The following is a 25,286-nucleotide window of genomic DNA, read 5'->3' on the forward strand; positions in this document are numbered from 1 at the left end:
GACGGCTCTTTTTGTTTACAAAATTATTCTTTTGTATGGTAATATGTTTTACTTTTCAAACTTCACATATTCACCAGAAACCCATTGATCGCCGCCAACATTATACCAACCATCTCTATATCCCCACGTTTGATATTTTTCACCTTGGTACACATTTTTCACGACGCCATAGTTAGTTCCTGGACCAGTACGAACTCTTAATACATCAGTTGTAATGGTTACTACACCAATACCATCATTTGAAGGTTTAGAAGGTGCCGGTGCATCTCCTCCTGTATAACGAATGTATGATGGATCGTTATAAATCCACTGATCCCCACCAAGGTTTAACCATCCGTTTGATTGTCCCCATACTTCGTAGGACTCACCTTTACCTAATTGACGAATAATCCCGTATCCAGTACCTGGCCCTTTACGAAGGTTAACGCCATTCCCTTCAATATACGCAATACCTGTCCCATTATTTTCCGGAGGAATAGGTGTAGGAGTTACTTTACCACCTCCATTGTATGCATTTTGGACTCTTTCAATAAAGCTATTCCAACGTCCTTCTGCTAACATACGATGAGGGCAGTATTTCCCGCTCCACGATTGGTGTGTACGAACTTTGCTAATCGGAATATCGTACTGTTTCATCAGTTGAGATACAATAATAGCTGCATTATCTTCTGCTTTATAATATCGATCTCCACCATTTAAAGAGTAGCAAATCTCAACCCCGATAGACTTTCTATTACCATTTCCGCCACCATCACCACAATGCCAAGCATTACGTTCTAAAGGAATACCTTGTACAGCTTCTTTATCATCTACCGCAATATGAAACGAGACTTGGTTGTCATTACGAATCATATAAGCTACTTCGTTTTCTGCTGTAGCATCATTATACGTATTATGAACTGTGATAAATTCTGGATTCATTGTATACGGACACTTTGTACCATATTTACTTGGGTCAACTAATTTTTTTCTGATTTCCATTATTGAACATCCCCTTTTTTCTCTTCTTGTTTTTGTTTGCCACCTAAAATTTCAACTGCATTTGTTAATGGTTGTGGGAGTGGAATACCCATTCGTCCAGCATTTTCTAAAAGTGAAAGCAATTCATTCCCCATGAAAAAGAAGATTGTCGCTTCACGAATTGCATTGTTACTTCCAAGTACTGTATCGAGCTGGGCGGCCGCACCGACCAAAATAAAAAGCACCACCTTTTTGGCGATGCCTTTGAAACCAACTTTGCTTTTTAATTCACCGTTATAACCTGCTGCAATCATGCCAGTTAAATAATCAATAACTGCCATCGTCACTAAGACTTTCAATGTCGCATCCCATCCTCCCAAAAAATACCCACAGAAGCCACCAAACGTAGCTATAAATGTTTTCAATAATACATCAATACGATCCATATTTCCCTCTCCTTTTTAAGCTGCAAAGTAACTTGGGTCCATTCCAAATATCTCTGCAATATCTTCCTCACTTCTATCTTTTAAATAAGATTCAGTTGTGGAAATATCAGAATGGTTAGCAAGTGACTTTAGTTTTTCAAGCGGTATTCCTTGTACTTTCAAATTATCTAATCTGCTATGACGGAAACAATGAGGATTAATTTTAAATTCCTTTCCTTCCTTTTCATTCAGCATCTTAGCAAATATGTCGCACCAATAATTAAATACACTCTTGTTCAACCTTTTTCTCTCACCATTCTTATAAACACGCACAAACAAATCTGGAATAGTATCCTTACCTCGCTGATTTATATATAAACGGATGCATTTCTGCACCCGGTGATTGTAATATACTCTAAACTTCTTACCACGTTTCCCTCGTACCACATTTGTATAATAATGTTCTGTTAATCCTTCTTTTTGAACCTGGTAAACCTCATTCTTTCTAGCTGCACTGTAATAAGAAAGAGCTAAATACGTAGCCAACATATATTTCTCTTGCTCAAGTAATTCATCGATTAGCCAATTAATCTGGTCCTCTGTTATAAATGTGATGTCTCGAATTGGATTCTTAGGTAAACCACGCACCCTTGAGCCTACGTTGAACTCGTAATTATAATCATCATCGTCAGCACAAAACTCAAGAGCTGAACGTAATGCACTCATCAATCCATTCACACGTGCGTTTGACATTCCCCTCTCTTGAAAGATAATAGATAAATTCCGAATATCTTTACGTGTTAAATCAATAAGCTTTTTATTTTCGAAGTGTTCATGTATCAGAAACAAAATAATCCGTAAATCCCAACTGTATTGCTGTAAAGTGCTTGCCGCTTTCCCTTGCGATTTCTTTTCAATGAGAAAATCTTTGACTAGGTTTTTATTTTCCTGGCTAACATGCTTTTCATAAATTACTTGGTCTACTATTCGTTTCACACTGATCATCTCCTCAAAATAAAAAGAGAAGTGAAATCACTCCTCTTGATTGATGAATTGAATCAAAGCCCTATTTTATACAAAATAAAAAAGCCTGCTTATGCACGCTCAATCTGTAATATTTAAATTAAAAAGCTCATTGCAATATGAAAAGTACTTCCACTTTGAACACCATTCACGAAAATCCCACCATCTTTTTTTACTGTAACTTCACAAAAGTTTGTATTCACTCCTCCAGTTATCATAATAGTTGGAACCGCAATGTCTTGAACAGGTCTACATCCAACTGGAAGTGTAGCAAATACTGTTGCGTTTTGTGCATTTCGAATAGAACCAATCACATTAACTTGTTCCCCACTTCTCTTGTACTTCAAAATTCTATCAGTAACATTCTCTACCCCAGTTGTAGGAAGGTTAATCCATCCTGTATCATTATCAGCGGTTGCTATCTTTTTACCTTTCAAGGTAGCTGATCCATCAGGACGAACTATTAAACCACTTTGAGAATCCCAAGGATTCGTACCGAACCCCATGTATAGATATTCATCACCGTTGTTAGCCCCTTTGAAACGTCCAATTCCGCCACGATTAACGCTTCCGTCTGTGTCTTTATCTGCGTAGTGTAACCCACGAGCAGAAGGGCCTGTCGCTGAATCAGGTTGAGTCATCAACATTTGCCCCAGAGAATGGAACTTTAAAAGACCTGTTATAACATCTCCTGTTTTCTTTAGGAGGTTCGTGTTAGATACAACTGTGAAAGTATCCGTGTCACTGAAGTAATCCCAAATGAACTTATTTGACGTGATATCTGAGAGTACCAGCTTATTCTGTCCCGCTTGACCTCTAAGTACATAATTATTATTAGTACTTCCACTTGATTTAAACTGAACTGATTTACCTGGGTCCATCCCTAGATCACCTGTCATGGTGTCTCCGCTTTTCTTAACAACATCCATAGCATTTAATTTCTTCTGCAACTCGTCCAATGTTTTCTTAAAAATCTCAAACTCTGAAATATAGTTTTCAATTTTAATATTTCCTTCTTTCACATCACGCCTTAATGTAATCCGAATGTCTGGTGTACTCATTCGTTCTGTACTTTTTTCCATCACAAAATAAGCTGTCCAATCATCCGATGCGGAAACAGCTTGTGAGGACAATGTGTATGAAAATACGCCATTCTTTGCATCAACTATTTGAGCATCATCTCGAACGAACAGTCCAACTTGATTAATCGCTTCGTACTTCACTGCATACCCCGTTAAATCAACATTTTGCCCCTTTTCTCTTACATATACAGTAATCTTCAACCCGTTTTTATCATTTTGTCTGGAACGAATTGTTTTAGTAAACACAGGATCTGCTAAATCTATAATAATTTCCTCATTTCGCATGACTACACCTCTCTCTAACTATTCCTTTTCACGCGTCTAGGCGGTCTTCTTTGACGTTTTACTTTGTTCCTGTGTTTTATATTTCCTTTAGGTTTTATTGGCTCTAATTCTTCGATTCTAGCATCTGTTTTGGCTACATACTCCTGAAATGCTTTAACAGTCTGCGCAATCATCCCATATAAGCCAACACCATTTTCTTTTGATTCATCCGGAAGTACAACTCCATAGTGCGTTGTAATATCGTTTGTTGTAAGGAGTGGATCTCCTTCTTTACGGTTCATACGCATATCATATAATTGAGCCATTTCTGTTTTAAGGTTATATTGTTTAATCTCCCACCCCATTACCTTCTCTAACGCGTCAAATTTAATATCACGTATATTGGTTTTATATTTCTTTTTAGAAGACACTTTAAAATCTGCTGCTAAAACACCGTTAAAATAAGTTCCTCCACCACTTTTTACTTGCACATAGGTACTTTCATAATTTCTATTATTCCGTAATAAGATGTTCTGAAATACGATGTCACTATCTCCACCAGGTGTCAACTTCAAATCCACAATTCGATCTCCATTTTGGCGAAAGTTAAACCCTTCTTTTGCAGTAAAATAAGCGCCACCTGCTTTACTTTCCAGAAAAAGATTATTTTGACACTTCAAAGAAGCATAGGATTCTTTCGACTCGAGTTCTAAGCTTTGATCCGAACTTAGTTCCGCATGGCCATTTTTATTAAACGCAAGAGATGCTGAGAAATAGACTCTTGTTGGGTCACCATTTTGATACCCATTCGATATTCCGATTCCCCCTGACTTCGGAGAACCATCTAGCTGATAAATTAACACTGCACCTTGCGTGGCTGTTATATCATTGTTGCCACCTAATACAATAGTGGGTTGCATGACATTATTATTATTTATATAATAGCCCATGAAAATCCGGGTGATATACGATTCCATTAATCTAATAAATTGCTTAGAAATAGAAACATAATTGGAATCATTGGCAGTTCTAAGAGTGGTTCCTGTTATTTCTCCACCTCGAATCAGATTCCCATTCAATACTCCAGTTGTAATAAAATCCGCAACAATTCTTCCATCACTTGTCATGGCAATCTCATACGGACCATTTACCCCGTTTGATGAATAACCTAACCCGTTTATGTTCCACTGCCACACTTTTGAAGCTGTCATTTCATTTTTTGTATCCATGATTAGAATGCGGTCTGGATATACACGAACATTTCCACCAAACCCTGAATTAATTAATTTTGTTGCATTTTCTTTCGCTGCACCAAGTAAAGATCCTGGCATATTGGATAAATCTTGTTGAATTTGATCTACTTTACCTGTCACGTCTGTAAAAGATTCTTTAAAATTACCAATGGTTACATTGATATATTCCTTTTTAATCGGATCATATTTATACGCAATGACCTTTGCTTGAATATCAATACCATCTTCCTCATGTTTAACTGTAACAATATCCCCCATCCAGACACGCTGTAGAATTTTATATTCCTTATACTCCTCTGTTTGAGACAACTCTTGAAATTCAACCTTATAAGTCGCTTTTGGTTGATCTACCATCTGAATATCAAACATATCTTTAGCGGCTTGACGTAACTTTTTATATGCTTCTTCTAGAGGTAATGCATCTTCATCATTCGCATTTTTACCGATAGCTGCTTTTATATGATTAAATTCAATAACTCGTATTCTCGGATACGGATACTTATTAATGAGTGGGCTATCTACATATTTTTCTGGTAATAATAATCCGTCAAACCCCTGCGGCATAATTCTGGTAGTAGGGCTCTTCCAGTCCACACTTCCTTCATAACCTAACAAATCTTTTTTATGCCTGATAACTACCCCACGGTTAGCCCCTCGGCTTTTCAACATCTTCACATCAAAGTTATCCCTTTTTAATTCACCACCCCATCGATTTACGAATGAATTATCTTGGCTCGTATCTAACATTGCTTCAACTGGATTCTTTCGAACAATACGTGCGGTGGAGATATTTGTTACATCTGAATAAAAAGTAAAAGGATGCTTATATTGACAACCCGATGACAACCTAGCCATAGCCGCACTACCATTTGTGGGCTGAATAAATATATCTTCAATCAAGTTTTCTGTTAAATCATAAAAAATATGGTAACAAACCGCTTTGATTTCTCCCATACTCACTTTAGGAGTCACCACGCGAAATAACTGATCCCCATCAGGAGTAGGAACTTTTATGATGTTCATCCCGTCAATTTTCGTTCCATATGGAGCGAATAAAGGATAATTAAAATTAAAAACAAATAAACCGTTGAGTTCTTCCTCAACAGTTGCACTATAAATATGTTTATCTAAAACACCAATTCCGTTATGCGTAAAATCTGTTTCATTTGGTTTATATAAAGTAACCATTATTTATATCTCCATCTTGGTTGAATTGAAATAAATTGGATAGCTCCTGACCACTCTATTTTATTTAATCCTATTTGAAATTCTGGAAAATCACCAATCATTTTATCATTCATTGATACTGTACCACTATATGCCTCTAATAATTCTGAATCTATTACAACAGAGCCTTTTACATCTTTAATCTGAAAAGAAACATCATTAATGAAAATTCGAAATGTACCGTTCCCTGCAACAAACAACATTGGAGCCGATTCCATTGTACCCGGATTATGAATAAATCCAGGAGTACTCAACATTATGTTTGCATCTTCTGTATATTCAAAGGGATCTAACTTAAAATCCACCTCAAATTCACCGTGTTCTTCAATTTCATTTACAATATCACCTACCACAACATGTTTAATTTTTCGATACACATCATCATCTGTAAAATATAATTTCTTTCCATTCATCAACCAAGCCTTCATGCGCCTTATTAATGGTTTAATATTCTCTTCTTCAAGCATATTGAACTTTATTTTTAAAGGGACGTCTTTAAACGCCCCTTTTTTTGTAAGTGAACCATGTCTACCCGACACTTCAATATATTCTACTTCCTGTTCTGCTGTAGGAATAACAGGGCGTTCTACCATACATATTCCATAGTCACTTGCTAACTGATTATCGATACCTATGTCTAGCAATTTAAGTCCTCCCTATTCCTATTTTTACATTACGGCCACGCTCAGCAAACCAATCATTTGCTTTTTCAAACATGCGATCAACATCACGTTCATTATTAATTGTGTTATAAAAATTAATTTCTACAGGACCACTATCAATTTGTTGAACAATCGGTTGAACTGCTCCTGTCGCTAATGCCGACAGATTAGAAGCGATGTTATCTTGTTTGTTTATCCCATATAAATTCAACTTTTTAAAAGTATCATCAACCATGTTTGAAATATTGTTGAAAGCGGATTGCAACGCATTATCTTTGTTTGTATTATCGTTTGGAGCATTATAAAAATCTTTTAGAATTCGCTCTCTGAAACCAGCTATTTTTTTACCGATTTCTAGCCACTTATTGGATTCCTTAAATTCTTTTAGTATATCTTGGGATGGGTTCCCGCCCTCTAATATACTACGAATATAACGGGCAATAGGACTATCGTCTTCTACTCCATCTATAGTGAAACTTTCTAATTCTTTACCTACCGCTTTTAATGCATCCCTCATGTCCATTGGTAAATGCGTAATCCAATCATTAAGATAATCTCCATCGTATAATATTGCTTCAAAATAACTCCTAAGAGGATTATTATTCATCATTCCGTTTATAGCCGAACTATTGAACGCACCTAACGTATTTTCTAATACGGAATAGACCGAAGTTGCTAAGTTTTTAGCCGCTGCAAGAACCGTCGATACAGATTGCTCCATACCAACAGCAAGCCCAGCACCAACTTGTTTACCAACCTGATCCCTCATTTTTCGAGATGGACTATGGATGTCGAAGAAGGAAGTAAAACCGTCAAGAATATCGTTACCAATAGATTTCACCTTATTTAACACTTTGCCAGCCATACTGCCTAGACCGTCTATCAATCCACTTATAATATCTTTACCTATCTTGAATAAATCAATCTTCTTTAATGTATCGACAATCTTCGGTACAATATCTGTCACGATTGTAGAACCTAATTTTCCAACCATACTGACAATACCTTTTATTAATGCCCAGATCAGTTGGACACCAGCTTCCAGTATCTTCGGTAAATTCTTAATGAGCTCCCCTGCTAAAGTAATGATAAGCTTTAATGCTGCCGCAATTAAATCTGGTATAACTTTTACAATACCAGCAATTAACATAAGCAAAATCTTTACGCCTGCTTCCAGTATCTTCGGCAAGTTCGCAATTAATGTAGATGCTATTTTGACAATTAAATCTAATGCTGCATTAATAAGTTGTGGTAACACTTGTACGATTCCATCAATAATGGCCATTAAAATCTTTACACCGGATTCAATTATTTTAGGTAAGTTTGTTAATAAAGTATCCGCTACTTTGGTTATAAGAGTTATCGCTAAATCAATAAGTTGCGGTAGCATTTTAATGATTCCGTCTATTAAGCTAGTTAAAACCTTAACACCAGCTTCAATTATCATAGGTAAATTCGCTGTAATGGCTTCAATTAAAGTTGTAATGACTGTAATAATCGCTAAAGCAATCATAGGTAAAGCTTGTGTGATTCCTGTAATTAATGAAACTAATAAATTTATTCCCATTTCAATTAGCTGGGGCAAAAATGACATAATTCCACTAATAATAGTTTGAATAATTGTTACAGCTATTTGAATTAACTGTGGAAGCATCTGCATAATTCCGTTTATTAAGGTTAGGATCAACTGAAGTCCTGTTTCTATGAGTGTAGGTAAGACTTGTACAATTCCAGAAATTAAAGTTTGAATGATTTGTATTCCCGTTTGAACAATCACGGGAAGATAGGTAGCAATCATCTGTGAAATTGTATTTATAATCCCAACAATGGCTTCAAGCACAATTGGAGCCGCTATAACCAAACCATTCACAAGGCTTGAAATCATTTGTGATCCAGCTTCAAGAAATTGTGGTAATGCTGTTGTTACGAAATTGGCTATATTAGTAAAGATATTCGTAATAGTTTCAAGGATAATTCCTGAGTTTGCATTCAAATATTCTGCAATCGCTGGTAAATAACGAGATACAGAAATAAGAACACCAGGAATTCCTCCTACAATTGCTCCCGCTATAGTAGGACCGATCATCTTAAAGATTTCGCCTAACTGACTAAAATCTCCCGAAAAAACAGCTTTTACTGCATCAAAAAGATGAAGACACGCTTCGCGTATCTTACTGACTGCCAATCCTATCATTTCAGCCGCATTTTGAAATCCTTTGGGTAAATGAGTAATCCAATCATTTAAATAATCTCCATCAACAGCCGTGTAGAATAGATATTTACCTAGTGAAGATAATGCATGTCCAAAATTTTGAACGCTTTCAATTACATTCGTAATGCTATTTCTAAACCCTTCATTGTTTTCCCAAAGGTGTTTTATCCCAACAACTAATCCAACAATTGCGGCGGTTACCCCTATAATAATTGCTGTATAACCAAAAAATGTCGCGGCAACCGCCCCTATACTTAATCCAGCATAGGTTGCATAACTCGCTAACGTAATAAATATAGGCCCTAAAGCCATAGCGGCTCCAACTAGGATTCCAAGTGCAGTTACAATTGTTGTTATCGCTGCTGCTAATGCTGGATGCTCTGAAACAAAGCTCGCAAAAGCACTAATTACATCAGCAATGACTCCCAAAACAGGTTCAAGTGCCATTTTCAAGTCGTTCATAGCTTTTTGAAACTTTACTGCTGGGCTGGCATCCATTTTCTTTATCGTTTCATTTAGCTGTTCTTGATTCTTGTTTAGATCAACAACTTTGTCTTGAGCTCCAATAAGTGTATTCGTAATGTTTTGTCCTTGATCTTCGTACATCGTCAATTTGTTATCGTAAAGGCTTTTTATCCTCTACTTCTTACAGTTCATTTCCTGTAAGTTCGGCATACGTTTTCACTAATAAGTGTCGCGGTCTCGTGGAGGGATTATATCTTTTCACCCTCTATGCTCTGCCCCTGACTATACTTTGTATAGCCTTCGGTTCAAATCAGGATTCGCACCCTCTTTGCTTCATACCGCGATTTTACTTCGGCACAATTTATCATCTACCGAAAATTTGCGCACCTATTAAATTTTTCTGCGTTGCATCTTCAACACCATCTAAAGCCTTTGCTATTTCAGTCATGGCAACTGAACCGCCTCTACCACCTTCAGCTACAGCTTTACCCCACTTTTGCATTTGTTCAGTAGAAATTTTTGTGCCTTTAAGTAAATCTTGAAGTGCTTTAGGAACTTCTTTACCAAATTCAGCGGCCCTAATTCGTCCTTCTTTCAAACCATCTAAGAGATTATCAATCATTTATATTCAACGTGATTCGCAACGTCACGCCCGTTCTTTTATGAACTGCTATACGTCACCGCATAGATTAGACTATATCTTCAACTACTTGAGTTGCTCCCCGTTTCGAGTGTCATTTGCTTACACCCTACGTCTCTCGACTAGTCGTTGCACGTTCCTTAATTAAAAGGCTTCGCTCAGTATTGTCTCATTTGAGAGTTCCACTGAATTAAAGGAGTTTTTCATTGTATGTCTCCATACAAGGGAACTATAATCTAATTCCAGGTACCTGTATCAACACCAGCCTCCATAATCGCTTGTACTTCTTCAGCATTGTAACCTGCTCGTGTTAGCTGCCCACCATATTCAGCGATAATGTCCAATTGCTCAGGAGGAAATCCGATTTTTAAAAGCCGATTCGTTAATCCTAAGGCCGTATCACTAGTTATCCCTAATTCATTACCAATTTCATTTGCTTCTTGAATTAACTCAGTAAAATCTATACCTGCATAAGCACTTGCAATGGCTCCTGCTCCTTTTACAATGGAAGCATTCGCTTTATCACTGACAGTTTTATTTAACGCCCATTGTCTACGTGTACCCTCCAGTGCTTCTTCCACATCAACACCATAGGCTTCTACACCACGAACCGCTTCTTCTACTGATTTTTTAGAGGATGCTGGAACTTCAAAAGAAACATCAATTTTTGTTTTTAATTTAGAGGTATCCAGTGCTTGCTCAATGGCTCCTGAAATACCACCGCCAGCCATTAATCCACCAAGAATATTTTCTAAACCGATATCTAATTCTTTAAAACTGTGCGATGCTCTTTCTGCTTCTCGTGAAATGTCTCTCAAGTCATTTCGAACTTGTTGTAATGAGTTCCCATCATCTATAGAACGAAGAGAGCGCTGTAATTTCTCAATATCTGCTTCTGAACCTAATGCTTCACGACCAATGATTTGAATCGCTTGTTCTAACTGCCTAGCTGTCGCTGTACCGTTTCGTATTGCGTTTGTAAGGTTATTTCCTAATGCATTTGCAAAATGATCTACACTCGTTTCAGTCGCATCAAAGAATGTCTTTAATTGTTTCGTAGCGTTTTCTTGTTCCTGCAAACTTCTATTTGTCGCACTTAATTGATTCTGCAACTGCTGTTCTGCTGTCCGAGCTTGTATAAGCTGCGTTTCATATCTTTGGATTTCACTAGCATTTTCACCATACTGCTGTTTGGCTTGATCTAACTGTTTCTGATAGTTTTGTACTTTACTAGCTGCAACAGTATGTTGCTCTCCAAGATTATCTATTTTTAAACGTAACTTCTCTATTTCTGAAGCATTCTCACCAAGCGTCGCTTTTTGTAACTCGTATTGAGCATTCAACTTAGAAAGCGAAGATTGCAACTGCTCTTCTTGCCCTTTTAGCTCTTTCAGTTTTTGAGCTGCTTTAGCTGTTTCACTTGTTCTTTCCTGTTCAGCATCTCTTGCCTGTTTTAAACTTTCAGAAGTTTGTTTAATACTATTCGCTAACTGTTGTTCTGTTATTTGTTGACTTCGTAATTTTGATTCTAACTTAGCAACTTCGGTTGAATTTTCTCCGTACAATTCTTTAGCTCTCTGTAAATGTTCCGCCGTTGCTTGTGTAGCCCTTTGTGCAACTGCATATTGCCCAGAAAGATTTTGAAGCTTTGCTTGTAGTTTTTCTGAATCAGTAGCGTTTAACTTCATCTGCTCTTCTTGTAATTTCATTTCTTGACGAAGTTTTTTAGCTTCCTGATTCATGCCATTCATAGCATCATTAAAATCTTTATTTTGCGCTTTAAATATAACTTCAACTTCCGAATTATTTCTTGCCATTATCTCACCTACCTTTACTTGGGATCGTTACGCCATGCTTCAAACGCTGTAATCCCTGCGTAAATACGCTCAACAGACGAAATTGGCTCATGCCAAAAAGTCTCTGGATCTATTCCAGAGACTAGACAATACAAGACGTATTTATCTTCCACACATTCAATTTTAATGTCTGGATTTTTTACTTTTTTTCACCGTTACCGCCGCTATTTGTACTTTTTTTCAGTGCTGTGGCAAATTGATTTGGATCTTGACTAATTACATCAACAACCAGTTTCGTATATAATTCCATAGATTCTGCTAATGAATCATGATACTTCTGTAAGAAATCATCAAATGTTAACTTTTCTTTTGGGTTTGCGCCTTTAAATGCCATATAAATCACTTTATGAATACTTGTTTGATCGATTTGTTCTAAAGCTGATAAATCTTCATTATCCTCATTTCTTAATCCATCTAATGCTTGGAATTTCACGATATCAGCAATAATTGAACTAGTAATAAGCCCTTCTTCTTGGCCCTTTTTCAAAGCGTAATTGGTTAAAAACGCCGGATAGTTTTGTTTATTAATAAAACGTTTTTCATACTCACCTTCTACTTCTACAAATTCGACTTCTTTTAATGTTATTTTTTGTACTTTCATCTGCTATTTCCTCACTTTCATTTTCTTCTCATTTAAATCCAAAAGAAAAAGCCCTGTATGAAACTAGGGCTTTAAGCTGAAGTTGTTCCTTTCACAAGAGCTGAATTAAATTGTGTATGCCACTTTTGAGCGACTGTTGCATCTGCTAATTCATCTACAAATGCTTCATAATAGAAATTCTTTAATTCATCTGGTAAGGCCGTAAATTCTAACTCCATCATTGCCAATTCTTCCTCACCATTTGCAATAGCAAATTTAAAACCGGTGGAGTTTGAGCAATTTGGAAACGCAATAAGTTTTACAACATCTTCAAACTCATCTACTACATCAGCCGTAAATACAAAATCATATCCCTTTGAAGCACTACCGAACGCCCATACACCCGGCTTTAATCCAGTTGTATTAAAACCAAAATAATCTCTTGCTACTTTAACAGGAATATGCGCTGAAACAGTAACTTTCAGTTCCGTGGTTTTCGATTTCTTTTTCAACGTCACGCCACCACATGTTTTTTTCATTTCCTTGTTTTCTGGTTCCCCTTCAATTGATCCTACACATCCAAATTTCGTCCCTGGATCTTGCGTACCTTTCTTCTTAAATTGAATACTTGCATTCGCAATTAATACGGAATCAAATTCTTCAATCACTTTAGGCATTTTATAATTCCTCCTCTAATAATTTATCTATACCTACATGTAGTTCCTCTAAAATTCTTGGTCTGGCATTCTGTATCCCACGCTCCGCAAATCTTTGCTCTAAAGGATTGTGAGATCCTCTACCTTCGTTTGGGAAAACTAGATATCCAAACGAACCTTTTTTATTAGCTGCTCCACCACGGGCCAATATCCTAAAACCTAAATTCATCTTTTCACTTTTTGACCAGTTGCTATCTTTGGCATGTGTCTTATTTCGAACACTCCATTTAGAACGAGATACTGGAATCAGCTTCGTAATCTCTTCTATTGCAATTCGTATACCATCCGTGTGGAGAATGGTATTGATTGTAGGTTCCATCTTATTTGGTAATAACCGCATTTTTTCTTCAAGCTTTTCTATCGCTTCATACTCAAGCTCAAATGCACTCAATTGGAATCACCCTCCTAAACGTAAAAACAACACGATCAATAAAACGATCTGTATCTTTTACTTGAAGACGATCACTTTTAGAAACTACAAAGGATACCATTTTCACCTTGCTAACCCACGAAATAATATCAACGACCTGCTCATCTAAATTTGATTGATTTTCCGATAAATAACTAACATATATGCTTTGAGAAATTGTACGCTCATTTGAAGATGGTCGAAACTCACCATATTCCAAAATAAAACAATTGTATCCCTCTTCTGTTAACTGCGATTCTTCATCTTCTGCTAGTTCATCCTCAACAACTAACAGCTTAAATCCGTCTTCAAGGGCTTTTTTAATGCCACTTCTCTGCTCTTTCATAAGCCTTTTAGATTTTTCATTCACGAGATTTCACCGCCTGCTGCAAATAAAAGAATAGGTATTGTTTATTAGAATCATGATCCGCTTTAATCACGTCATATTCGATTCCATCTATTAATACCTTAAGTTTATTTTTATTTATCTTTCTAAAGGAAGGTGGATATAGTGTTTTAACTTTTACATCTAATCCCGTTGTTAAAACGCCCACCACTTTGTAATCACTGTCTCGTAAAGACATCACTTTATAGGCAAGCTTTCCTTCTTCATGGAACTTCTCACCTATTCTTTTCCCCTCTTCTGAACGCTCTGTTTTTTTATATCCATATTGTAGAAATCCATCGTTAAGCGTTTCTCTATACGCTTTTAGAGCCATTGATTACACCAACTTTTCCTAAAGCTGCATCTAAAATAAGTCTGGATAGTTCATTTTTATAATTTTTTTCAAACTCATCACCTGCATTGTTATAGACATACCGACACCGTTCTAACAGCAAATCTTTCGGGATTAGCTCCTTTGAAAAATCAAAAGACGCATTTGTTAAAGCCAACAAATACGCCTCTCCTTTTTCCAAAAGTTTTATTAAACTAGCATCCTCTTCATTCCATGTGATTTTAAGAACGTCTTTTAATTCTTGCAAAAGATTATCCATTTGCATCACCTTCTAATAAAGTGATTAGTTCGGCCTTCGTTGCATTAGCCTTGTATTCAATACCGCTTTGATCTAGTAGAGATTGAATCTCTACCTTCGTTAATGCTGCATAATTCCTCTCTTCAACAGGAGAGGAGGAATTAGGGTGTTGGAGTTCCTTCTTTCGGTTCTAGTGCTGTAATATCAAATACAGTGAACGAATCATGATCTAATGGACGACCGTTTGCAAGCTGACGAATCAGGTATAAACGTTGATCTTGGATTAAACGAACTGTATCATCTGATACTAATTCTTGTTTTGAAGCAACCCCCATAAAGTAATCTTTTGTTTTTCCAGAAATCATTGTGTTTAATGGCACTGCCGGTGATTGAACAATCGTTAAACCTGGTACACCGAAGTTATCATACGTCCAAGTTCCATCGTCTTTACGCTTCGCCCCAATAGGGAAGAATTTCGTTGCGTAATCTAATGGATTCAGAATCAAAGTAACCCCTGTATAACGTTTCGTTCCACCTTTTGTTGTAGGTGCTAAAATTTCTTTTCCAATTGTTGCGGGTGTAAAATCCTTTAGAATTATTTTCTTTTTATCTGGATAAATACCATCTGTTACAGCACCTTTTAAATCCTTAATCATGCCTATTGGCTGTTTTTTTCCTGTCCCCATAACAATTACTCTTTCTAATTCTTCAGCTACAACTTCTTTCATAAATGTACGGACGTACTTATCTAACCACTCAGGACCTAACTCAAACATTGCTTTACATACAACTAAAAATCCACTAAGTTTGTACATTCCTTGATCAATTGTTGTAAAACCTTCATCAATCATTTCTTTAATTTCATCACATACGTCGCCCCAATAAGCTGAAGCTGCACCTTCTTTTCTTACAATCCATTGAGTAGTTGCTCCTACTGTTTGGAAGTTAACAAGGGATAATAATGGATGTTCCTTTTCTAACTCTTCAAACACACGCTCAAAAATAGTTGGTGGCATTAATTTATGCGTTTCATTGAATGAATTCGCCTCGATTGCTGCGTTGTAGAATTTCTTTTCGTCATTTGTTAAAATACGTACACCACGGGAAGCTAATACTTGTGCATCCCAATTTTCATTTTTTGCTTGTTGTGCTTCACTAATTACATCGTTCATCATATCTTGAAAATGCTGCATGTTATTTTCCATATTTGCCACAATACGTGCTGCTACTACCTGTGCATCTCCTGTTTCAAATGCTTCTTGCACATTAATAATCTGTTGATCTTTATTTTCGATTACTGGACGATCTAAATTTCTAATAGTCATCTTATTCCCTCCTGTTTGTAAGACAATAAAAAAAGCACTGCTTTATGCGCGCTTAAATTTATTAAGTATATTTTGATTTGCACTTGCTACTGCTGGTTCATGCTGTTTATTTTTATTTCGAAAATTTTGTAGAACATTATTTTTAAATTCCTCTGGATCTATCACTTCATTATTTTCCACATGTTCATTTACCTTGTGAGCCAATCCAAATTCTACTGCCTCATTTGCGGTAAACCATGTTTCGTTCGCAATCATTGTCTCAATTTCTGTACGTTCTCCTTGATAACGAGTCATATAAATATCCGCAAGCGACTTGTCAATTCCTTCAAGAGCATTCAACGTTTTACGAATATCTAATTTTGTCCCCCAAGTCCATGTAGAAGCTTCATGAATCATTAACATAGAACCTGTATTCATAATTAATTCATCTGCTGCCATCGCAATAATAGATGCGGCGCTTGCTGCCAGTCCATCTACATTAATGATGATTTTTGCCGGATGGTTTTTAAGTTGGTTATAAATCGCAATTCCATCAAATACATCCCCACCAGGACTATTCAGATTGATATTAATAACATTTGCCGAAGTAGCTTTCAATGTTCTCTCAATATCAACTGCTGATGTAGAATCACTCCACCATGATTCGCCAATATCACCATAAATCGTTATGTCCAGCGAATCAGCTTTTGCTTCTGCCTTAAAGGCATGTTGGACATTAGCTAGATGGTTATATTTTTCATTCTTGTAACGTTTCATTCTTTTCACCTCCTTCCAGTGAATCCGCTTCTTGATAGTTTTTTGTTACATGTCTTCTGTTTGCCCATTCTTCGTCAATAGGCTCTTTTCCAAGCATCATTATGACGTCATTAATTGTTAGACCACCAATCGCAAATAATTTATCCATTGCGGTTGATAATTTCGTAATATCAACAATCTTAATTTTTGTTGTATCAATTTTTAAATAAGTTCTTTTTAAATACTCTTCTTTTTTGTACATCTTTCGATTAAATTCATCTTGTATCAATTCAGCAATCGGATTAATGCAAAATGCTAAAAATGAATCCATTTGCTTTTCAATATCAGCCACATCACCTTTTAAAATACCGATAGGCACATGAAAAGCCGTTGCTACATAACCAAATATGTCACTGACTAAATCGCTAATATCACGGCTTGTGCTATTGTTTGCGACGCCGTTTTTACTATCACTCATATCTTCAATTTCATATCCATTCTGTAATTGAAAAGCAGAACCTACTTTATCAGCGTTAAACCAATTTTTTAACTGACCTTCAAACATTTCATCAATCGCGGCTTGCGTTTCTGGATCTTGCGCTCTTAGAAAATCGCCTTTAATTAACAAGCGCTTATTATTTTTTCTTTTATAATAGTCAATGGACGATGCAAGCAATTTTCCAAAACTGTTATACATTCCATCTATGACTTGCATAATATTGCGGTCATTCAATTTAAAATGAAACACTTCAGATTCATTAAACGGTTTATCAAAGGTGAAATCACCAATTGTTATACTGTTGTAGATGTTTTCTTTTAACGCAAACTTAGTAATATCAAAGGAATCTGCAATATATAATTGCTTATTTTGCATAATTACTACACATTCATTTTCCATAATTAAATGATTAACTAAGCTATGCATAAATTCTGATGCATTTTGATTTTGATTCGGTTGTACATTAAGTAAATAATGATTTTCACCACGTTTTTCTTTCCCTTTTTCAAACGTTTGAAATTCACTCCTAGTTAGAGCGTTGGCTATTAAATCAATACAACTTTCTACAGCTAATTTTTTATAATAATAATCAACACTTAATTCATAAACACACTCCTTTAAAGTAATCGTATTATTACTTCCAAGAAAGCCACTTATCCATTCTCTTAATCCCATATTCTCACCACCTCTTTTACACATTAAATGATCTAAATATCTTTCTAACATTCTCTTTTGTTAAAGCGTTAGATTCTTTCAATTCACTATCTAAATTAAGAGCATGTAAAAAAGCGTGAAAACCATCTGTTTTCCGCTTCTCTGGATCAATCTTTGCATATTCGATATTCCCATTGTTTTTATTATCCTTGAAAGTGTTCCATACATACCAACGCATTAATAAGTCATCACCAAATACTAACTTTCCATTAATAAATAAATCATCAACAAGTGGTGATAATTTTGAATGCGTAATATGTCCCCTTCTTACAATTTCAACTTCAAAACCCGCTTCTTCAAGTACTGGTCCTAATACACTTGCACGGTGCGAGTCCATACAAATCTTTTTGATTCTATATTTCTTAGCCATTTCTAAGAACCAATTTTTAACCCGGTGTGGATCAATAGATTTTTCAGTTCGAATAATGGTACATAATTCTTTTGCTTCTGCTTCTCGGATAACATCCATATTTATATCTTGAATATCTAGTGCAACTTGATTAATAAAGGAATGATGTAACCAATATCGTTTATTATCTTTTTTAAATAATAAACCCATTCCACAAAAATCTCGTACTTGTGCGAAATCCACAGCACCAATACATTCAAGTCCAGATAAATCTGGTATTGATTGATTTGTTCGCTCTAATTCATCCCAGGTACAAACAGTTTCTAAGATATTTGAAATCGGGATATTCATACGCTTTGTCATAAATTCGACTCGCAATTTCGAATTACGTTGCATTTTTTGGTATTCCCGTTTCATTTTTATTTTTAACTCATCATTGTATGGTAAAGAAGGATTTGCTTTCTCCCAATTTGCTGGATCATCGACCTCATCTTCACTATCTAACTTACAAATGAATGGTAAAAAATGAATATCTTCAATCTCGCCAGATAAAATTAATTTTGCTGTTTCTTTTAAATCATCAAGTGGCCCACCTCTTACGTGTCCATCTGTTGTGGTGTAAATGATTCGGGAACCTCTTACTTTACCTTGACCACTTGTATAAACATTGATATTATCGTAATTTTCGTATTCATGTGCCTCATCAAAAATTACACATCCAGTACGTTTACCGTCTTTTGTACGAGAGTTGGAAGTGTTATAATTCATCACTGAATTTGTTTTTTTATGTTGAATTTCTTCTAATGTCCATTTAAAGATTTTTTTAAACTTCTCTTTAAAAGATGGCGTATTTATAACATTATATACATCAGTAAATGTTCTCTTCGCTTGATCTTCACTGGTTGCAACTACATCAATATCGTAATTATTAATACCATGATGTCCGGTCATCATATAAAAAGAATCATATGCCATATAACCTGTTTTACCGCCACCACGACCCATTAATATTAAAACTTCATCAAATACAATACGATCATCTTTTTTGAAGCGTACGCCATACATCAATGCATTTAAAAACTTTTGCCATAGGAATAATTCAAACGGAAAATATTTAGCAGGAACATTAATAGAATCTTCTGCTGCTTTAGCATTGAAGTAGATGTCGTCGCGACTTAATATTTTCCGAACATATTTCATTAATAATTTTTGTTCTTTACATGATTTGATTCGACCACTTTCTACCATACTCATATATTCATCGATATATGGATGATATGTTGCCGATTGCTTAGACATCATCGTCATCATTACTTCCATCGTATACAGGTTCTTTTAAACCAAGCACTTTTAATAAGTCCGTCATACGCTTATTGGTTTCACGAAATTCTTTCGTAGCTGGATTAGCTTTCATTCCCTTTTGGCTTTCACTATTCTGCCATTCAATCATTGGTCCATTCTTTTTAATTTCTCTCGCTAATTTGTTTTTTGTATCGAACAATGTTATGTAATCGTCGACAAGGTCAACATAGTGCATACCATTCAAATTAGCATTTTCCAATTGTTGTAATAAATCTTGTTTGATTTGTGCTTTCTTTGATAGTTTTTGCACATGTACCCCCCCTCTTAATTTGATATCTCAAAAAATATTTTTTCCCATCTCCTCCCCCCGTTGAATGGTCCTCCTACTAAAAGCCAAACTTTTTGACCGGGGGGTGTTTAAGAAACTAATTCAAAGTAAGTTTCAATAAAATCCAAAATAAAAAAGACTTCTTCACTAGAAATCTTTAGAATGTCTGTCGTAAATATTAAATTCTCTTCTTCTTGCAATCTTTCTCTAACATCATTAAGTTTAAGTCGTTTGCACTTTCTTAGGTTCACACAGTCTCTTATTTGGCAGTAACGCCAGTAAGAATACTTCCGGAACTGATTAAGCATATCTCGTTCATATGACGTGCGCTCGTCCTTCTCAGCGTATTGAATCATTAAGTCAGTATCAAATGTCCAACTACCATCAACTATAATCATCGCTACCAGCGCTCCTCATTGACGAACTTAGGTTCACTATTACGTATCATCTTATCCTTACCATCAGCAATGTTATGGTGACGTACACAAATGTATTCAAGGTTATCTAATTCCAATGCAAGATGCGGATGAGTTTTAACTGGCTTGATATGATTCACATCCATCTTTGTCTTGCGTCCACGTTTATCAAGCGTATCCCGTGTCGTTACCTTCCCTTCCTGTTTGCAATGCTCACATTCATTCTTAGCTCGCTCAATCGCTTTTAATCTTAACGCTCTCCATTCTTTTGACTTATAGAACTTCATCAGCTTATTTTCTTTTATTAATTGAATAAGGTATTCTTTATCCATTATTCTTTCTCACCAACTTGTTTGTACTTAGCTATTTTAAAAATGTCTACAGAAACTCCAAGACAATTCGGACAAACCTTTACTTCGCAATAATCTTTTTTATGGACTTTTAACTTTCTTTCATTTTTACAAAGTAAACATCTATAAATTACATGTCCATCCGTTTTCATTCCTTTCCTACCTACTGATCTAATATCTTGTATAGAACAAAATATAATCCCAAATAAAGAACCTACACAGCAGCCTATAAGGAAGTCTAACCAGTTCATTACATCACCTCTTACTTTTCTCTAACAAATTATCAATCAACTTATCGATTAGACTTGTTAGAGCTTCTTCTCTATCTTCAAATGTTGTACTCTCTTGCAATTCATCTAACACTTGAATTAAACCTGGTAACCGCTCTAAACCCACATACTGTTTTAACTTCTTTTTACTACGAAGAGCGCGAAGGATTATGCCGATGATTATTGTTTTTTCCAGTTTATTTAAGTATATTTGCATTTGCATTCACTCTCTTAAGCATTGTTTCATGAATTTTTTTAGCTAACTTTTCCGCATCAACTTCATGAGGCTTTTTCAATAGCTCGTCAATACCTTCTGTTAATAAGTACTGTCCCACTTCCTTTGTTAAAACAATATCCGAAGGAATTTCGTTCTTCGTAACAACATCAATTAAAAACTCGTCCACCATATTATTTTTTTCAGGAAGAAAATTCCCTACCATCAAATTAATTTCATGCCGTTTATCTTTTATTAGATGCGCAAGCTGTACAAGTTCTTTATAAATCTCTTTCTTTTTATTATTGATAATTGTTTGTTCAATCGTCCCTAATTTCTTTTCTTGTTTTTCTAATGGCGCAAATTGCATCGGCATTGTTGGACCTCCACATCTAACACAATTTAATCCGTCAATATGTTTAGCAACAACAACAGTTCTACAATTCTTATCCATACATTCAACCATATCTTTAAATTTCATCACTTACCCTCCTCCAAAATAAAAAAAGCACTCCGTATGGAATGCTTTTTAAATAACCTATTATTAACTTAACCTACAATTTTCACAGTCTTACCGTCCTCTTGAAGGACTAAATCTTTATTACATTCAACTGAAATGTTACCAGCTTCTTGATAAAACTTAACAATAGTTCCGTCATTATACTCACTCACTGAAACTACCTTATCAGCCGTTTGCTCTAGTACAGTGAATTTCACTAGTTCTCTACCTTCTAATGCAATAGTCATTTCTTTCTCCACTATTAACTCCTCCTTTCTGCAATTCTATAATCTATATTTCGACAAAAATAGGCAATATCCTTCAATTAGAATAAAAGAGTAACTTTGGAATTGTTACTCTATCCACAAAACATAATTACGGTAAATGAAGTTTTATTCTGCTTTCAGCTAACAACCGCGACAGACACCATCGGAAAACTTATCAGGTTCTCCTGATTCTGTCTACCTAGGATGTTGTTAGCTCAAAGAAGAGCAAAAGCTCTCCCTAATAACGGTAACATTCAATCATTACCATCTGCTGGTTTCGGATTTTATGTGCCATCATTATGAAATCGTTTAGACAACATATAGTTTATAAAGGAACATTGTGAGTTGTGTTTTCCGCCACTTCTCACAATACAAATATATCATGTTAAAAACCAAAACGTGTCCGTAAATCGTCCGCAGATAGTTCACGAATAGTTCGCGTTTTTCATTTTCTCTTTTTCTCTTCAGTTAACAATCTTGGATTTCTTACTATGACAGACCAATCTTTACCAGAACTCCAATCAATACCTCCTATTAATTGAATGCCATCTCCTGCACCATTAATAATTGGAGAATAAAATTCTCGCCTTGCTTCCGCATCACTTCCTAATCTCTCTCGTAAATTCTGCTCCACTTCATCATAAATGACTACACCGCAATTTAACCCATCATTACTTCTTGTGCTTTTTCCCATCGTTTTTCAACCTCTTTTCGCATAGTTTTGAATAAATATGTTCTTTAATCCTTGAAAATGAATTAGCTATAATCTGGATTGTGTTAAATTCACCTATTCCGTTTAACCTTAGATATACCAATCTCTTTCGCATTTTATAAAAATGAATTTGACACTTTCAGTTTAAAGCTAATTCAATAAGTGTTAAAAAAATAAAGGAGCTAGATTCTAAACTTCCTTTGATAATCATTTAATGTATCTTGTTCCATCCCAATGTATCTCAATGTTTCTTTCTGATCTGTATGATTTAACATCTTTTGCAAAGCAACTACATCTTTAAATTGTTTGTAATGGTGATACCCATATGTCTTTCTAAGTGAATGAGTACCTATACGTTCCAACCCAAATTCTTCTGCAGCTTGATTCAATATGACATATGCCATTGCACGAGTAATCGGTTTGTTTTTTCCGTTCCTACTCTTAATCAGATATTCATTCTTTGGCTTTCCTTCAGTATAATTTCTGATGGCTCTCTTCAGCTCTGAAGGCATCTTCACATCTTTAATCTTTCTTGTTTTCTTTTCGCGTATTACAATATTCCAACCTTCCACATCACCAACACGTAAACGCAAGATGTCCGATATTCTGAATCCTGTATTAATACCAAGAAGAAACAGAATGTAGTTCCTCTCATTCTGCTTCTTATAGAATTCCTTTATTTCTTGTATTATTTCTTTATCACGAATCGGCTGTACAATGTTCATACTACTTCTACCTCTTCATTTTGCGCCTTTTGTTTAAATACTTCTTTTCGCAAACTGAAAGCTAAACGTAATAAAGCTTTTCCTTTCACCTTATAATATGTGGTTCTACCCAGTCTCACTTCATCCATAATGTCTGGATCGTATCCCTTCTCTTCCTCCATATAATACATATGAATGATCTGTCTTTCTCTTTTTGGCAATCTGTTAACAGCCCTATGAACCCAATTCATAAATTTATCTCTAGCCATTTCATATTGCAGCCTTTCAATCGCTATATTTTCTGTAGAACTGTTGAATTCATTCGTTACAGATGGAGGAACAATTGAATACGATGCGGTTACTTTAGGTAAAATGTCACTTGGCATTTGAGATAAATACATACGATACTCCTCAAATACTTTTTCAACTTCATTTTTTGTCTCTTCTTCATCTAAAACAGGCATTTTAAATGTTAATTGTTTATTCATATTAAATTCCTCCATTGTTATTATTTTTGTCTTAATGCTCCACGTCTACGTTCGTAACAAGGTCTATGCATCCCCATTAAATCTTCAATGTCACGAGTACTTAATTTTTCTTTTCTTTTTTTCATATTTTTCTTCTTTACTTGTTTTGATTGCTTTTTCCATTCACGTAGCTGATCCTTTAACACCTTCATTTCCCCATCTCCCTTTTCAAAATAAAAAGGACACCTATTCGTAAAACAGCCTTAATTGCTGCTTTAATGAATTGGTGTCCTCTAGTTTTCTAGCCGGACTGTATTCTGTTTGCATTCACTTTAAAATACCAGCTTGTACAAAAATGTTTCTCCAAGCTTTATTGACTTGAAACTTCTCCACATCTTTTGCACGACGAGCAATTGCTTTTCTAATTTTTCTTTTCTTCAAAGCCTTCATTCTCCTAACCTCACTTTCTATTAAAAGGATTATTTTATTGAGTTTTTATTTTCATATATGTTTTCTATCACTTTTAATTCATAATCTTCCGGAACCCATCCAACACAATGATCATCTTGGTATATATCAAATCCAACCATTTTAACAACAAGTGCACCTTCCAATTCAAAAACTGTAGAAGTGTATTCTTTTACTTCTGGATCATTTGGAACAAATATTCTTACCATATCTCCCTCGAATATCTTTGTTCCCTCTACATCTTTAATGCCTGAATACTGCATTAACACATAGTTATTATCTATATGGTCATATGATTTCAATTCCAATTCGCAGAACTCATAACCGCTTTGTTCATGCTCTAAAATTATTAAAGTTCCTACAATACCAACGTTATAATACATTCGCTTATCTTTTAAATCCCAAGCTCTGAACTCAACTTCTTTCATTTCCCTCTTCCTCCCCTGAATAAAATCCAACATTCCGTCAATAATATATATACATCTAGAGTTACATCCCTGTTTGGAGCAGTTAGCTTTTGCTGGCTGCTTTTTATTTCTTTGAATACTAAGCGCAATCTTGTACATACTAACTATAAGCAGATTTCTTAGCAGTGATTTCTGCCCGAAATCTTTTGTCGAATGTGGAGCAGTTAGCTTTTGCTATCTGCTCTTTTATTTTTCATCACCTTTTTTATAAAATGACATACTTTGTATTGAACACTTTTCAATACACCTTCATAAGGCCTGCTTAAATGTTTTAAATTCACTCCGAGAAAGAGCACTGTTCGAAGGTGCTCTTTTTTAATTTTACACATCCGAATATTCCTTAATATTAAACACATACTATATATGGGCGATAAGCCAGAACTCTTTTAACCGTCCATGTATTCCTTCACTACTTATCTGTATCGAGCAGTTAGCTTTTACTAGCTGCTCTTT

The 25,286-nt window shown here is 35.4% G+C and carries 32 protein-coding genes and 1 pseudogene; all 33 read right to left on the reverse strand.

Going from position 1 to position 25,286, the window contains the following annotated elements:
- Positions 1-48: 48 nt before the first annotated feature.
- Complete coding sequence (locus tag N2V79_RS18900) at positions 49-981, reverse strand: N-acetylmuramoyl-L-alanine amidase (protein WP_340720139.1); 933 nt, start codon at positions 979-981, stop codon at positions 49-51.
- On the reverse strand, positions 981-1,406 hold the full coding sequence (locus N2V79_RS18905; RefSeq protein WP_000373895.1) for a phage holin family protein: 426 nt from the start codon (positions 1,404-1,406) through the stop codon (positions 981-983). Before N2V79_RS18905 ends, N2V79_RS18900 begins: the two co-directional genes overlap by 1 nt.
- Positions 1,407-1,421: 15 nt before the next feature.
- Positions 1,422-2,381 (reverse strand): tyrosine-type recombinase/integrase, encoded by a 960-nt coding sequence (locus N2V79_RS18910; protein WP_340720140.1) that lies wholly within the window; start codon positions 2,379-2,381, stop codon positions 1,422-1,424.
- 122 nt (positions 2,382-2,503) lie between these two features.
- Entirely contained in the window at positions 2,504-3,775 is a 1,272-nt protein-coding gene (locus N2V79_RS18915; protein ID WP_340720141.1) for a BppU family phage baseplate upper protein, read from the reverse strand.
- Between the two features lie 14 nt (positions 3,776-3,789).
- Complete coding sequence (locus N2V79_RS18920) at positions 3,790-6,195, reverse strand: phage tail spike protein (protein ID WP_340720142.1); 2,406 nt, start codon at positions 6,193-6,195, stop codon at positions 3,790-3,792.
- Positions 6,195-6,878: a distal tail protein Dit gene (locus N2V79_RS18925; protein ID WP_340720143.1), complete on the reverse strand. Its 684-nt coding sequence runs from the start codon at positions 6,876-6,878 to the stop codon at positions 6,195-6,197. Before N2V79_RS18925 ends, N2V79_RS18920 begins: the two co-directional genes overlap by 1 nt.
- A gap of 1 nt (position 6,879) precedes the next feature.
- The gene (locus tag N2V79_RS18930) at positions 6,880-9,720 is read right to left on the reverse strand and encodes a phage tail protein (RefSeq protein ID WP_340720144.1); all 2,841 of its coding nucleotides are present in this window, start codon (positions 9,718-9,720) and stop codon (positions 6,880-6,882) included.
- 217 nt (positions 9,721-9,937) lie between these two features.
- A complete protein-coding gene (locus N2V79_RS18935) occupies positions 9,938-10,195 on the reverse strand; it encodes a hypothetical protein (protein WP_144489812.1) in 258 nt (85 codons plus the stop codon).
- A 254-nt stretch (positions 10,196-10,449) separates the two neighbouring features.
- Entirely contained in the window at positions 10,450-12,030 is a 1,581-nt protein-coding gene (locus N2V79_RS18940) for a hypothetical protein (RefSeq protein ID WP_340720145.1), read from the reverse strand.
- Positions 12,031-12,208: 178 nt separating this feature from the next.
- Positions 12,209-12,670: a hypothetical protein gene (locus N2V79_RS18945; protein ID WP_340720146.1), complete on the reverse strand. Its 462-nt coding sequence runs from the start codon at positions 12,668-12,670 to the stop codon at positions 12,209-12,211.
- A 71-nt stretch (positions 12,671-12,741) separates the two neighbouring features.
- Positions 12,742-13,326: a hypothetical protein gene (locus N2V79_RS18950; RefSeq protein WP_001127157.1), complete on the reverse strand. Its 585-nt coding sequence runs from the start codon at positions 13,324-13,326 to the stop codon at positions 12,742-12,744.
- A gap of 1 nt (position 13,327) precedes the next feature.
- Complete coding sequence (locus tag N2V79_RS18955; protein ID WP_033707118.1) at positions 13,328-13,756, reverse strand: hypothetical protein; 429 nt, start codon at positions 13,754-13,756, stop codon at positions 13,328-13,330.
- Positions 13,743-14,144 carry a hypothetical protein gene (locus N2V79_RS18960; protein ID WP_235622608.1) on the reverse strand — a complete coding sequence of 134 codons (402 nt, stop codon included), beginning with the start codon at positions 14,142-14,144 and terminating at the stop codon, positions 13,743-13,745. The genes N2V79_RS18955 and N2V79_RS18960 overlap by 14 nt, the downstream gene beginning before the upstream one ends.
- Positions 14,137-14,493: a phage head closure protein gene (locus N2V79_RS18965; protein ID WP_002066850.1), complete on the reverse strand. Its 357-nt coding sequence runs from the start codon at positions 14,491-14,493 to the stop codon at positions 14,137-14,139. Before N2V79_RS18965 ends, N2V79_RS18960 begins: the two co-directional genes overlap by 8 nt.
- Positions 14,474-14,770 carry a hypothetical protein gene (locus N2V79_RS18970; protein WP_033707117.1) on the reverse strand — a complete coding sequence of 99 codons (297 nt, stop codon included), beginning with the start codon at positions 14,768-14,770 and terminating at the stop codon, positions 14,474-14,476. The genes N2V79_RS18965 and N2V79_RS18970 overlap by 20 nt, the downstream gene beginning before the upstream one ends.
- A pseudogene (locus tag N2V79_RS29240) lies at positions 14,763-14,876 on the reverse strand (hypothetical protein); the annotation flags it as partial. The gene N2V79_RS18970 and the pseudogene N2V79_RS29240, both read right to left, overlap by 8 nt.
- Before the next feature lie 34 nt (positions 14,877-14,910).
- A complete protein-coding gene (locus N2V79_RS18975; protein WP_000155514.1) occupies positions 14,911-16,074 on the reverse strand; it encodes a phage major capsid protein in 1,164 nt (387 codons plus the stop codon).
- Positions 16,075-16,116: 42 nt separating this feature from the next.
- Positions 16,117-16,830 carry a head maturation protease, ClpP-related gene (locus tag N2V79_RS18980; protein ID WP_033707116.1) on the reverse strand — a complete coding sequence of 238 codons (714 nt, stop codon included), beginning with the start codon at positions 16,828-16,830 and terminating at the stop codon, positions 16,117-16,119.
- Entirely contained in the window at positions 16,811-17,983 is a 1,173-nt protein-coding gene (locus N2V79_RS18985) for a phage portal protein (RefSeq protein WP_002066848.1), read from the reverse strand. The genes N2V79_RS18980 and N2V79_RS18985 overlap by 20 nt, the downstream gene beginning before the upstream one ends.
- 16 nt (positions 17,984-17,999) lie before the next feature.
- On the reverse strand, positions 18,000-19,679 hold the full coding sequence (locus N2V79_RS18990; RefSeq protein WP_340720346.1) for a terminase TerL endonuclease subunit: 1,680 nt from the start codon (positions 19,677-19,679) through the stop codon (positions 18,000-18,002).
- The gene (locus N2V79_RS18995; RefSeq protein WP_001170969.1) at positions 19,663-19,983 is read right to left on the reverse strand and encodes a P27 family phage terminase small subunit; all 321 of its coding nucleotides are present in this window, start codon (positions 19,981-19,983) and stop codon (positions 19,663-19,665) included. The genes N2V79_RS18990 and N2V79_RS18995 overlap by 17 nt, the downstream gene beginning before the upstream one ends.
- Before the next feature lie 107 nt (positions 19,984-20,090).
- Positions 20,091-20,399: a hypothetical protein gene (locus tag N2V79_RS19000; protein WP_340720147.1), complete on the reverse strand. Its 309-nt coding sequence runs from the start codon at positions 20,397-20,399 to the stop codon at positions 20,091-20,093.
- Positions 20,400-20,401: 2 nt separating this feature from the next.
- Positions 20,402-20,749 (reverse strand): HNH endonuclease, encoded by a 348-nt coding sequence (locus tag N2V79_RS19005; protein ID WP_340720148.1) that lies wholly within the window; start codon positions 20,747-20,749, stop codon positions 20,402-20,404.
- Positions 20,749-21,018, reverse strand: a complete 270-nt coding sequence (locus tag N2V79_RS19010; RefSeq protein ID WP_340720149.1) for a hypothetical protein — start codon at positions 21,016-21,018, stop codon at positions 20,749-20,751. The genes N2V79_RS19005 and N2V79_RS19010 overlap by 1 nt, the downstream gene beginning before the upstream one ends.
- A gap of 4 nt (positions 21,019-21,022) precedes the next feature.
- Entirely contained in the window at positions 21,023-21,253 is a 231-nt protein-coding gene (locus N2V79_RS19015) for a hypothetical protein (RefSeq protein WP_340720150.1), read from the reverse strand.
- Positions 21,234-21,731, reverse strand: a complete 498-nt coding sequence (locus N2V79_RS19020) for a hypothetical protein (RefSeq protein WP_340720151.1) — start codon at positions 21,729-21,731, stop codon at positions 21,234-21,236. The genes N2V79_RS19015 and N2V79_RS19020 overlap by 20 nt, the downstream gene beginning before the upstream one ends.
- 68 nt (positions 21,732-21,799) lie before the next feature.
- Positions 21,800-22,009 carry a hypothetical protein gene (locus N2V79_RS19025; RefSeq protein ID WP_340720152.1) on the reverse strand — a complete coding sequence of 70 codons (210 nt, stop codon included), beginning with the start codon at positions 22,007-22,009 and terminating at the stop codon, positions 21,800-21,802.
- A 451-nt stretch (positions 22,010-22,460) separates the two neighbouring features.
- Entirely contained in the window at positions 22,461-22,709 is a 249-nt protein-coding gene (locus N2V79_RS19030) for a hypothetical protein (RefSeq protein ID WP_340720153.1), read from the reverse strand.
- 200 nt (positions 22,710-22,909) lie between these two features.
- Positions 22,910-23,452: a tyrosine-type recombinase/integrase gene (locus tag N2V79_RS19035; RefSeq protein WP_079245264.1), complete on the reverse strand. Its 543-nt coding sequence runs from the start codon at positions 23,450-23,452 to the stop codon at positions 22,910-22,912.
- A complete protein-coding gene (locus N2V79_RS19040; protein ID WP_086395682.1) occupies positions 23,449-23,919 on the reverse strand; it encodes an ArpU family phage packaging/lysis transcriptional regulator in 471 nt (156 codons plus the stop codon). Before N2V79_RS19040 ends, N2V79_RS19035 begins: the two co-directional genes overlap by 4 nt.
- Before the next feature lie 20 nt (positions 23,920-23,939).
- Positions 23,940-24,110: a hypothetical protein gene (locus N2V79_RS19045; RefSeq protein WP_079245262.1), complete on the reverse strand. Its 171-nt coding sequence runs from the start codon at positions 24,108-24,110 to the stop codon at positions 23,940-23,942.
- Between the two features lie 115 nt (positions 24,111-24,225).
- Positions 24,226-24,348 (reverse strand): DUF3983 domain-containing protein, encoded by a 123-nt coding sequence (locus N2V79_RS19050; protein WP_049106871.1) that lies wholly within the window; start codon positions 24,346-24,348, stop codon positions 24,226-24,228.
- Between the two features lie 29 nt (positions 24,349-24,377).
- A complete protein-coding gene (locus N2V79_RS19055; RefSeq protein WP_000665664.1) occupies positions 24,378-24,794 on the reverse strand; it encodes a YopX family protein in 417 nt (138 codons plus the stop codon).
- Positions 24,795-25,286 lie beyond the last annotated feature (492 nt).

The organism is Bacillus sp. CH_70, from assembly GCF_038007045.1.
GTDB lineage: Bacteria > Bacillota > Bacilli > Bacillales > Bacillaceae_G > Bacillus_A > Bacillus_A cereus.

What these genes read in the sequence shown, in the direction of transcription:
- N2V79_RS18900 (WP_340720139.1), bottom strand. Translation starts at nt 981, where the DNA reads ATGGAAATCAGAAAAAAATTAGTTGACCCAAGTAAATATGGTACAAAG.
- N2V79_RS18905 (WP_000373895.1), bottom strand. Translation starts at nt 1,406, where the DNA reads ATGGATCGTATTGATGTATTATTGAAAACATTTATAGCTACGTTTGGT.
- N2V79_RS18915 (WP_340720141.1), bottom strand. Translation starts at nt 3,775, where the DNA reads ATGCGAAATGAGGAAATTATTATAGATTTAGCAGATCCTGTGTTTACT.
- N2V79_RS18920 (WP_340720142.1), bottom strand. Translation starts at nt 6,195, where the DNA reads ATGGTTACTTTATATAAACCAAATGAAACAGATTTTACGCATAACGGA.
- N2V79_RS18935 (WP_144489812.1), bottom strand. Translation starts at nt 10,195, where the DNA reads ATGATTGATAATCTCTTAGATGGTTTGAAAGAAGGACGAATTAGGGCC.
- N2V79_RS18940 (WP_340720145.1), bottom strand. Translation starts at nt 12,030, where the DNA reads ATGGCAAGAAATAATTCGGAAGTTGAAGTTATATTTAAAGCGCAAAAT.
- N2V79_RS18945 (WP_340720146.1), bottom strand. Translation starts at nt 12,670, where the DNA reads ATGAAAGTACAAAAAATAACATTAAAAGAAGTCGAATTTGTAGAAGTA.
- N2V79_RS18950 (WP_001127157.1), bottom strand. Translation starts at nt 13,326, where the DNA reads ATGCCTAAAGTGATTGAAGAATTTGATTCCGTATTAATTGCGAATGCA.
- N2V79_RS18965 (WP_002066850.1), bottom strand. Translation starts at nt 14,493, where the DNA reads ATGGCTCTAAAAGCGTATAGAGAAACGCTTAACGATGGATTTCTACAA.
- N2V79_RS18970 (WP_033707117.1), bottom strand. Translation starts at nt 14,770, where the DNA reads ATGGATAATCTTTTGCAAGAATTAAAAGACGTTCTTAAAATCACATGG.
- N2V79_RS18975 (WP_000155514.1), bottom strand. Translation starts at nt 16,074, where the DNA reads ATGACTATTAGAAATTTAGATCGTCCAGTAATCGAAAATAAAGATCAA.
- N2V79_RS18980 (WP_033707116.1), bottom strand. Translation starts at nt 16,830, where the DNA reads ATGAAACGTTACAAGAATGAAAAATATAACCATCTAGCTAATGTCCAA.
- N2V79_RS18985 (WP_002066848.1), bottom strand. Translation starts at nt 17,983, where the DNA reads ATGGGATTAAGAGAATGGATAAGTGGCTTTCTTGGAAGTAATAATACG.
- N2V79_RS18990 (WP_340720346.1), bottom strand. Translation starts at nt 19,679, where the DNA reads ATGACGATGATGTCTAAGCAATCGGCAACATATCATCCATATATCGAT.
- N2V79_RS19000 (WP_340720147.1), bottom strand. Translation starts at nt 20,399, where the DNA reads ATGATTATAGTTGATGGTAGTTGGACATTTGATACTGACTTAATGATT.
- N2V79_RS19005 (WP_340720148.1), bottom strand. Translation starts at nt 20,749, where the DNA reads ATGGATAAAGAATACCTTATTCAATTAATAAAAGAAAATAAGCTGATG.
- N2V79_RS19010 (WP_340720149.1), bottom strand. Translation starts at nt 21,018, where the DNA reads ATGAACTGGTTAGACTTCCTTATAGGCTGCTGTGTAGGTTCTTTATTT.
- N2V79_RS19015 (WP_340720150.1), bottom strand. Translation starts at nt 21,253, where the DNA reads ATGCAAATATACTTAAATAAACTGGAAAAAACAATAATCATCGGCATA.
- N2V79_RS19020 (WP_340720151.1), bottom strand. Translation starts at nt 21,731, where the DNA reads ATGAAATTTAAAGATATGGTTGAATGTATGGATAAGAATTGTAGAACT.
- N2V79_RS19030 (WP_340720153.1), bottom strand. Translation starts at nt 22,709, where the DNA reads ATGGGAAAAAGCACAAGAAGTAATGATGGGTTAAATTGCGGTGTAGTC.
- N2V79_RS19035 (WP_079245264.1), bottom strand. Translation starts at nt 23,452, where the DNA reads ATGAACATTGTACAGCCGATTCGTGATAAAGAAATAATACAAGAAATA.
- N2V79_RS19040 (WP_086395682.1), bottom strand. Translation starts at nt 23,919, where the DNA reads ATGAATAAACAATTAACATTTAAAATGCCTGTTTTAGATGAAGAAGAG.
- N2V79_RS19045 (WP_079245262.1), bottom strand. Translation starts at nt 24,110, where the DNA reads ATGAAGGTGTTAAAGGATCAGCTACGTGAATGGAAAAAGCAATCAAAA.
- N2V79_RS19050 (WP_049106871.1), bottom strand. Translation starts at nt 24,348, where the DNA reads ATGAAGGCTTTGAAGAAAAGAAAAATTAGAAAAGCAATTGCTCGTCGT.
- N2V79_RS19055 (WP_000665664.1), bottom strand. Translation starts at nt 24,794, where the DNA reads ATGAAAGAAGTTGAGTTCAGAGCTTGGGATTTAAAAGATAAGCGAATG.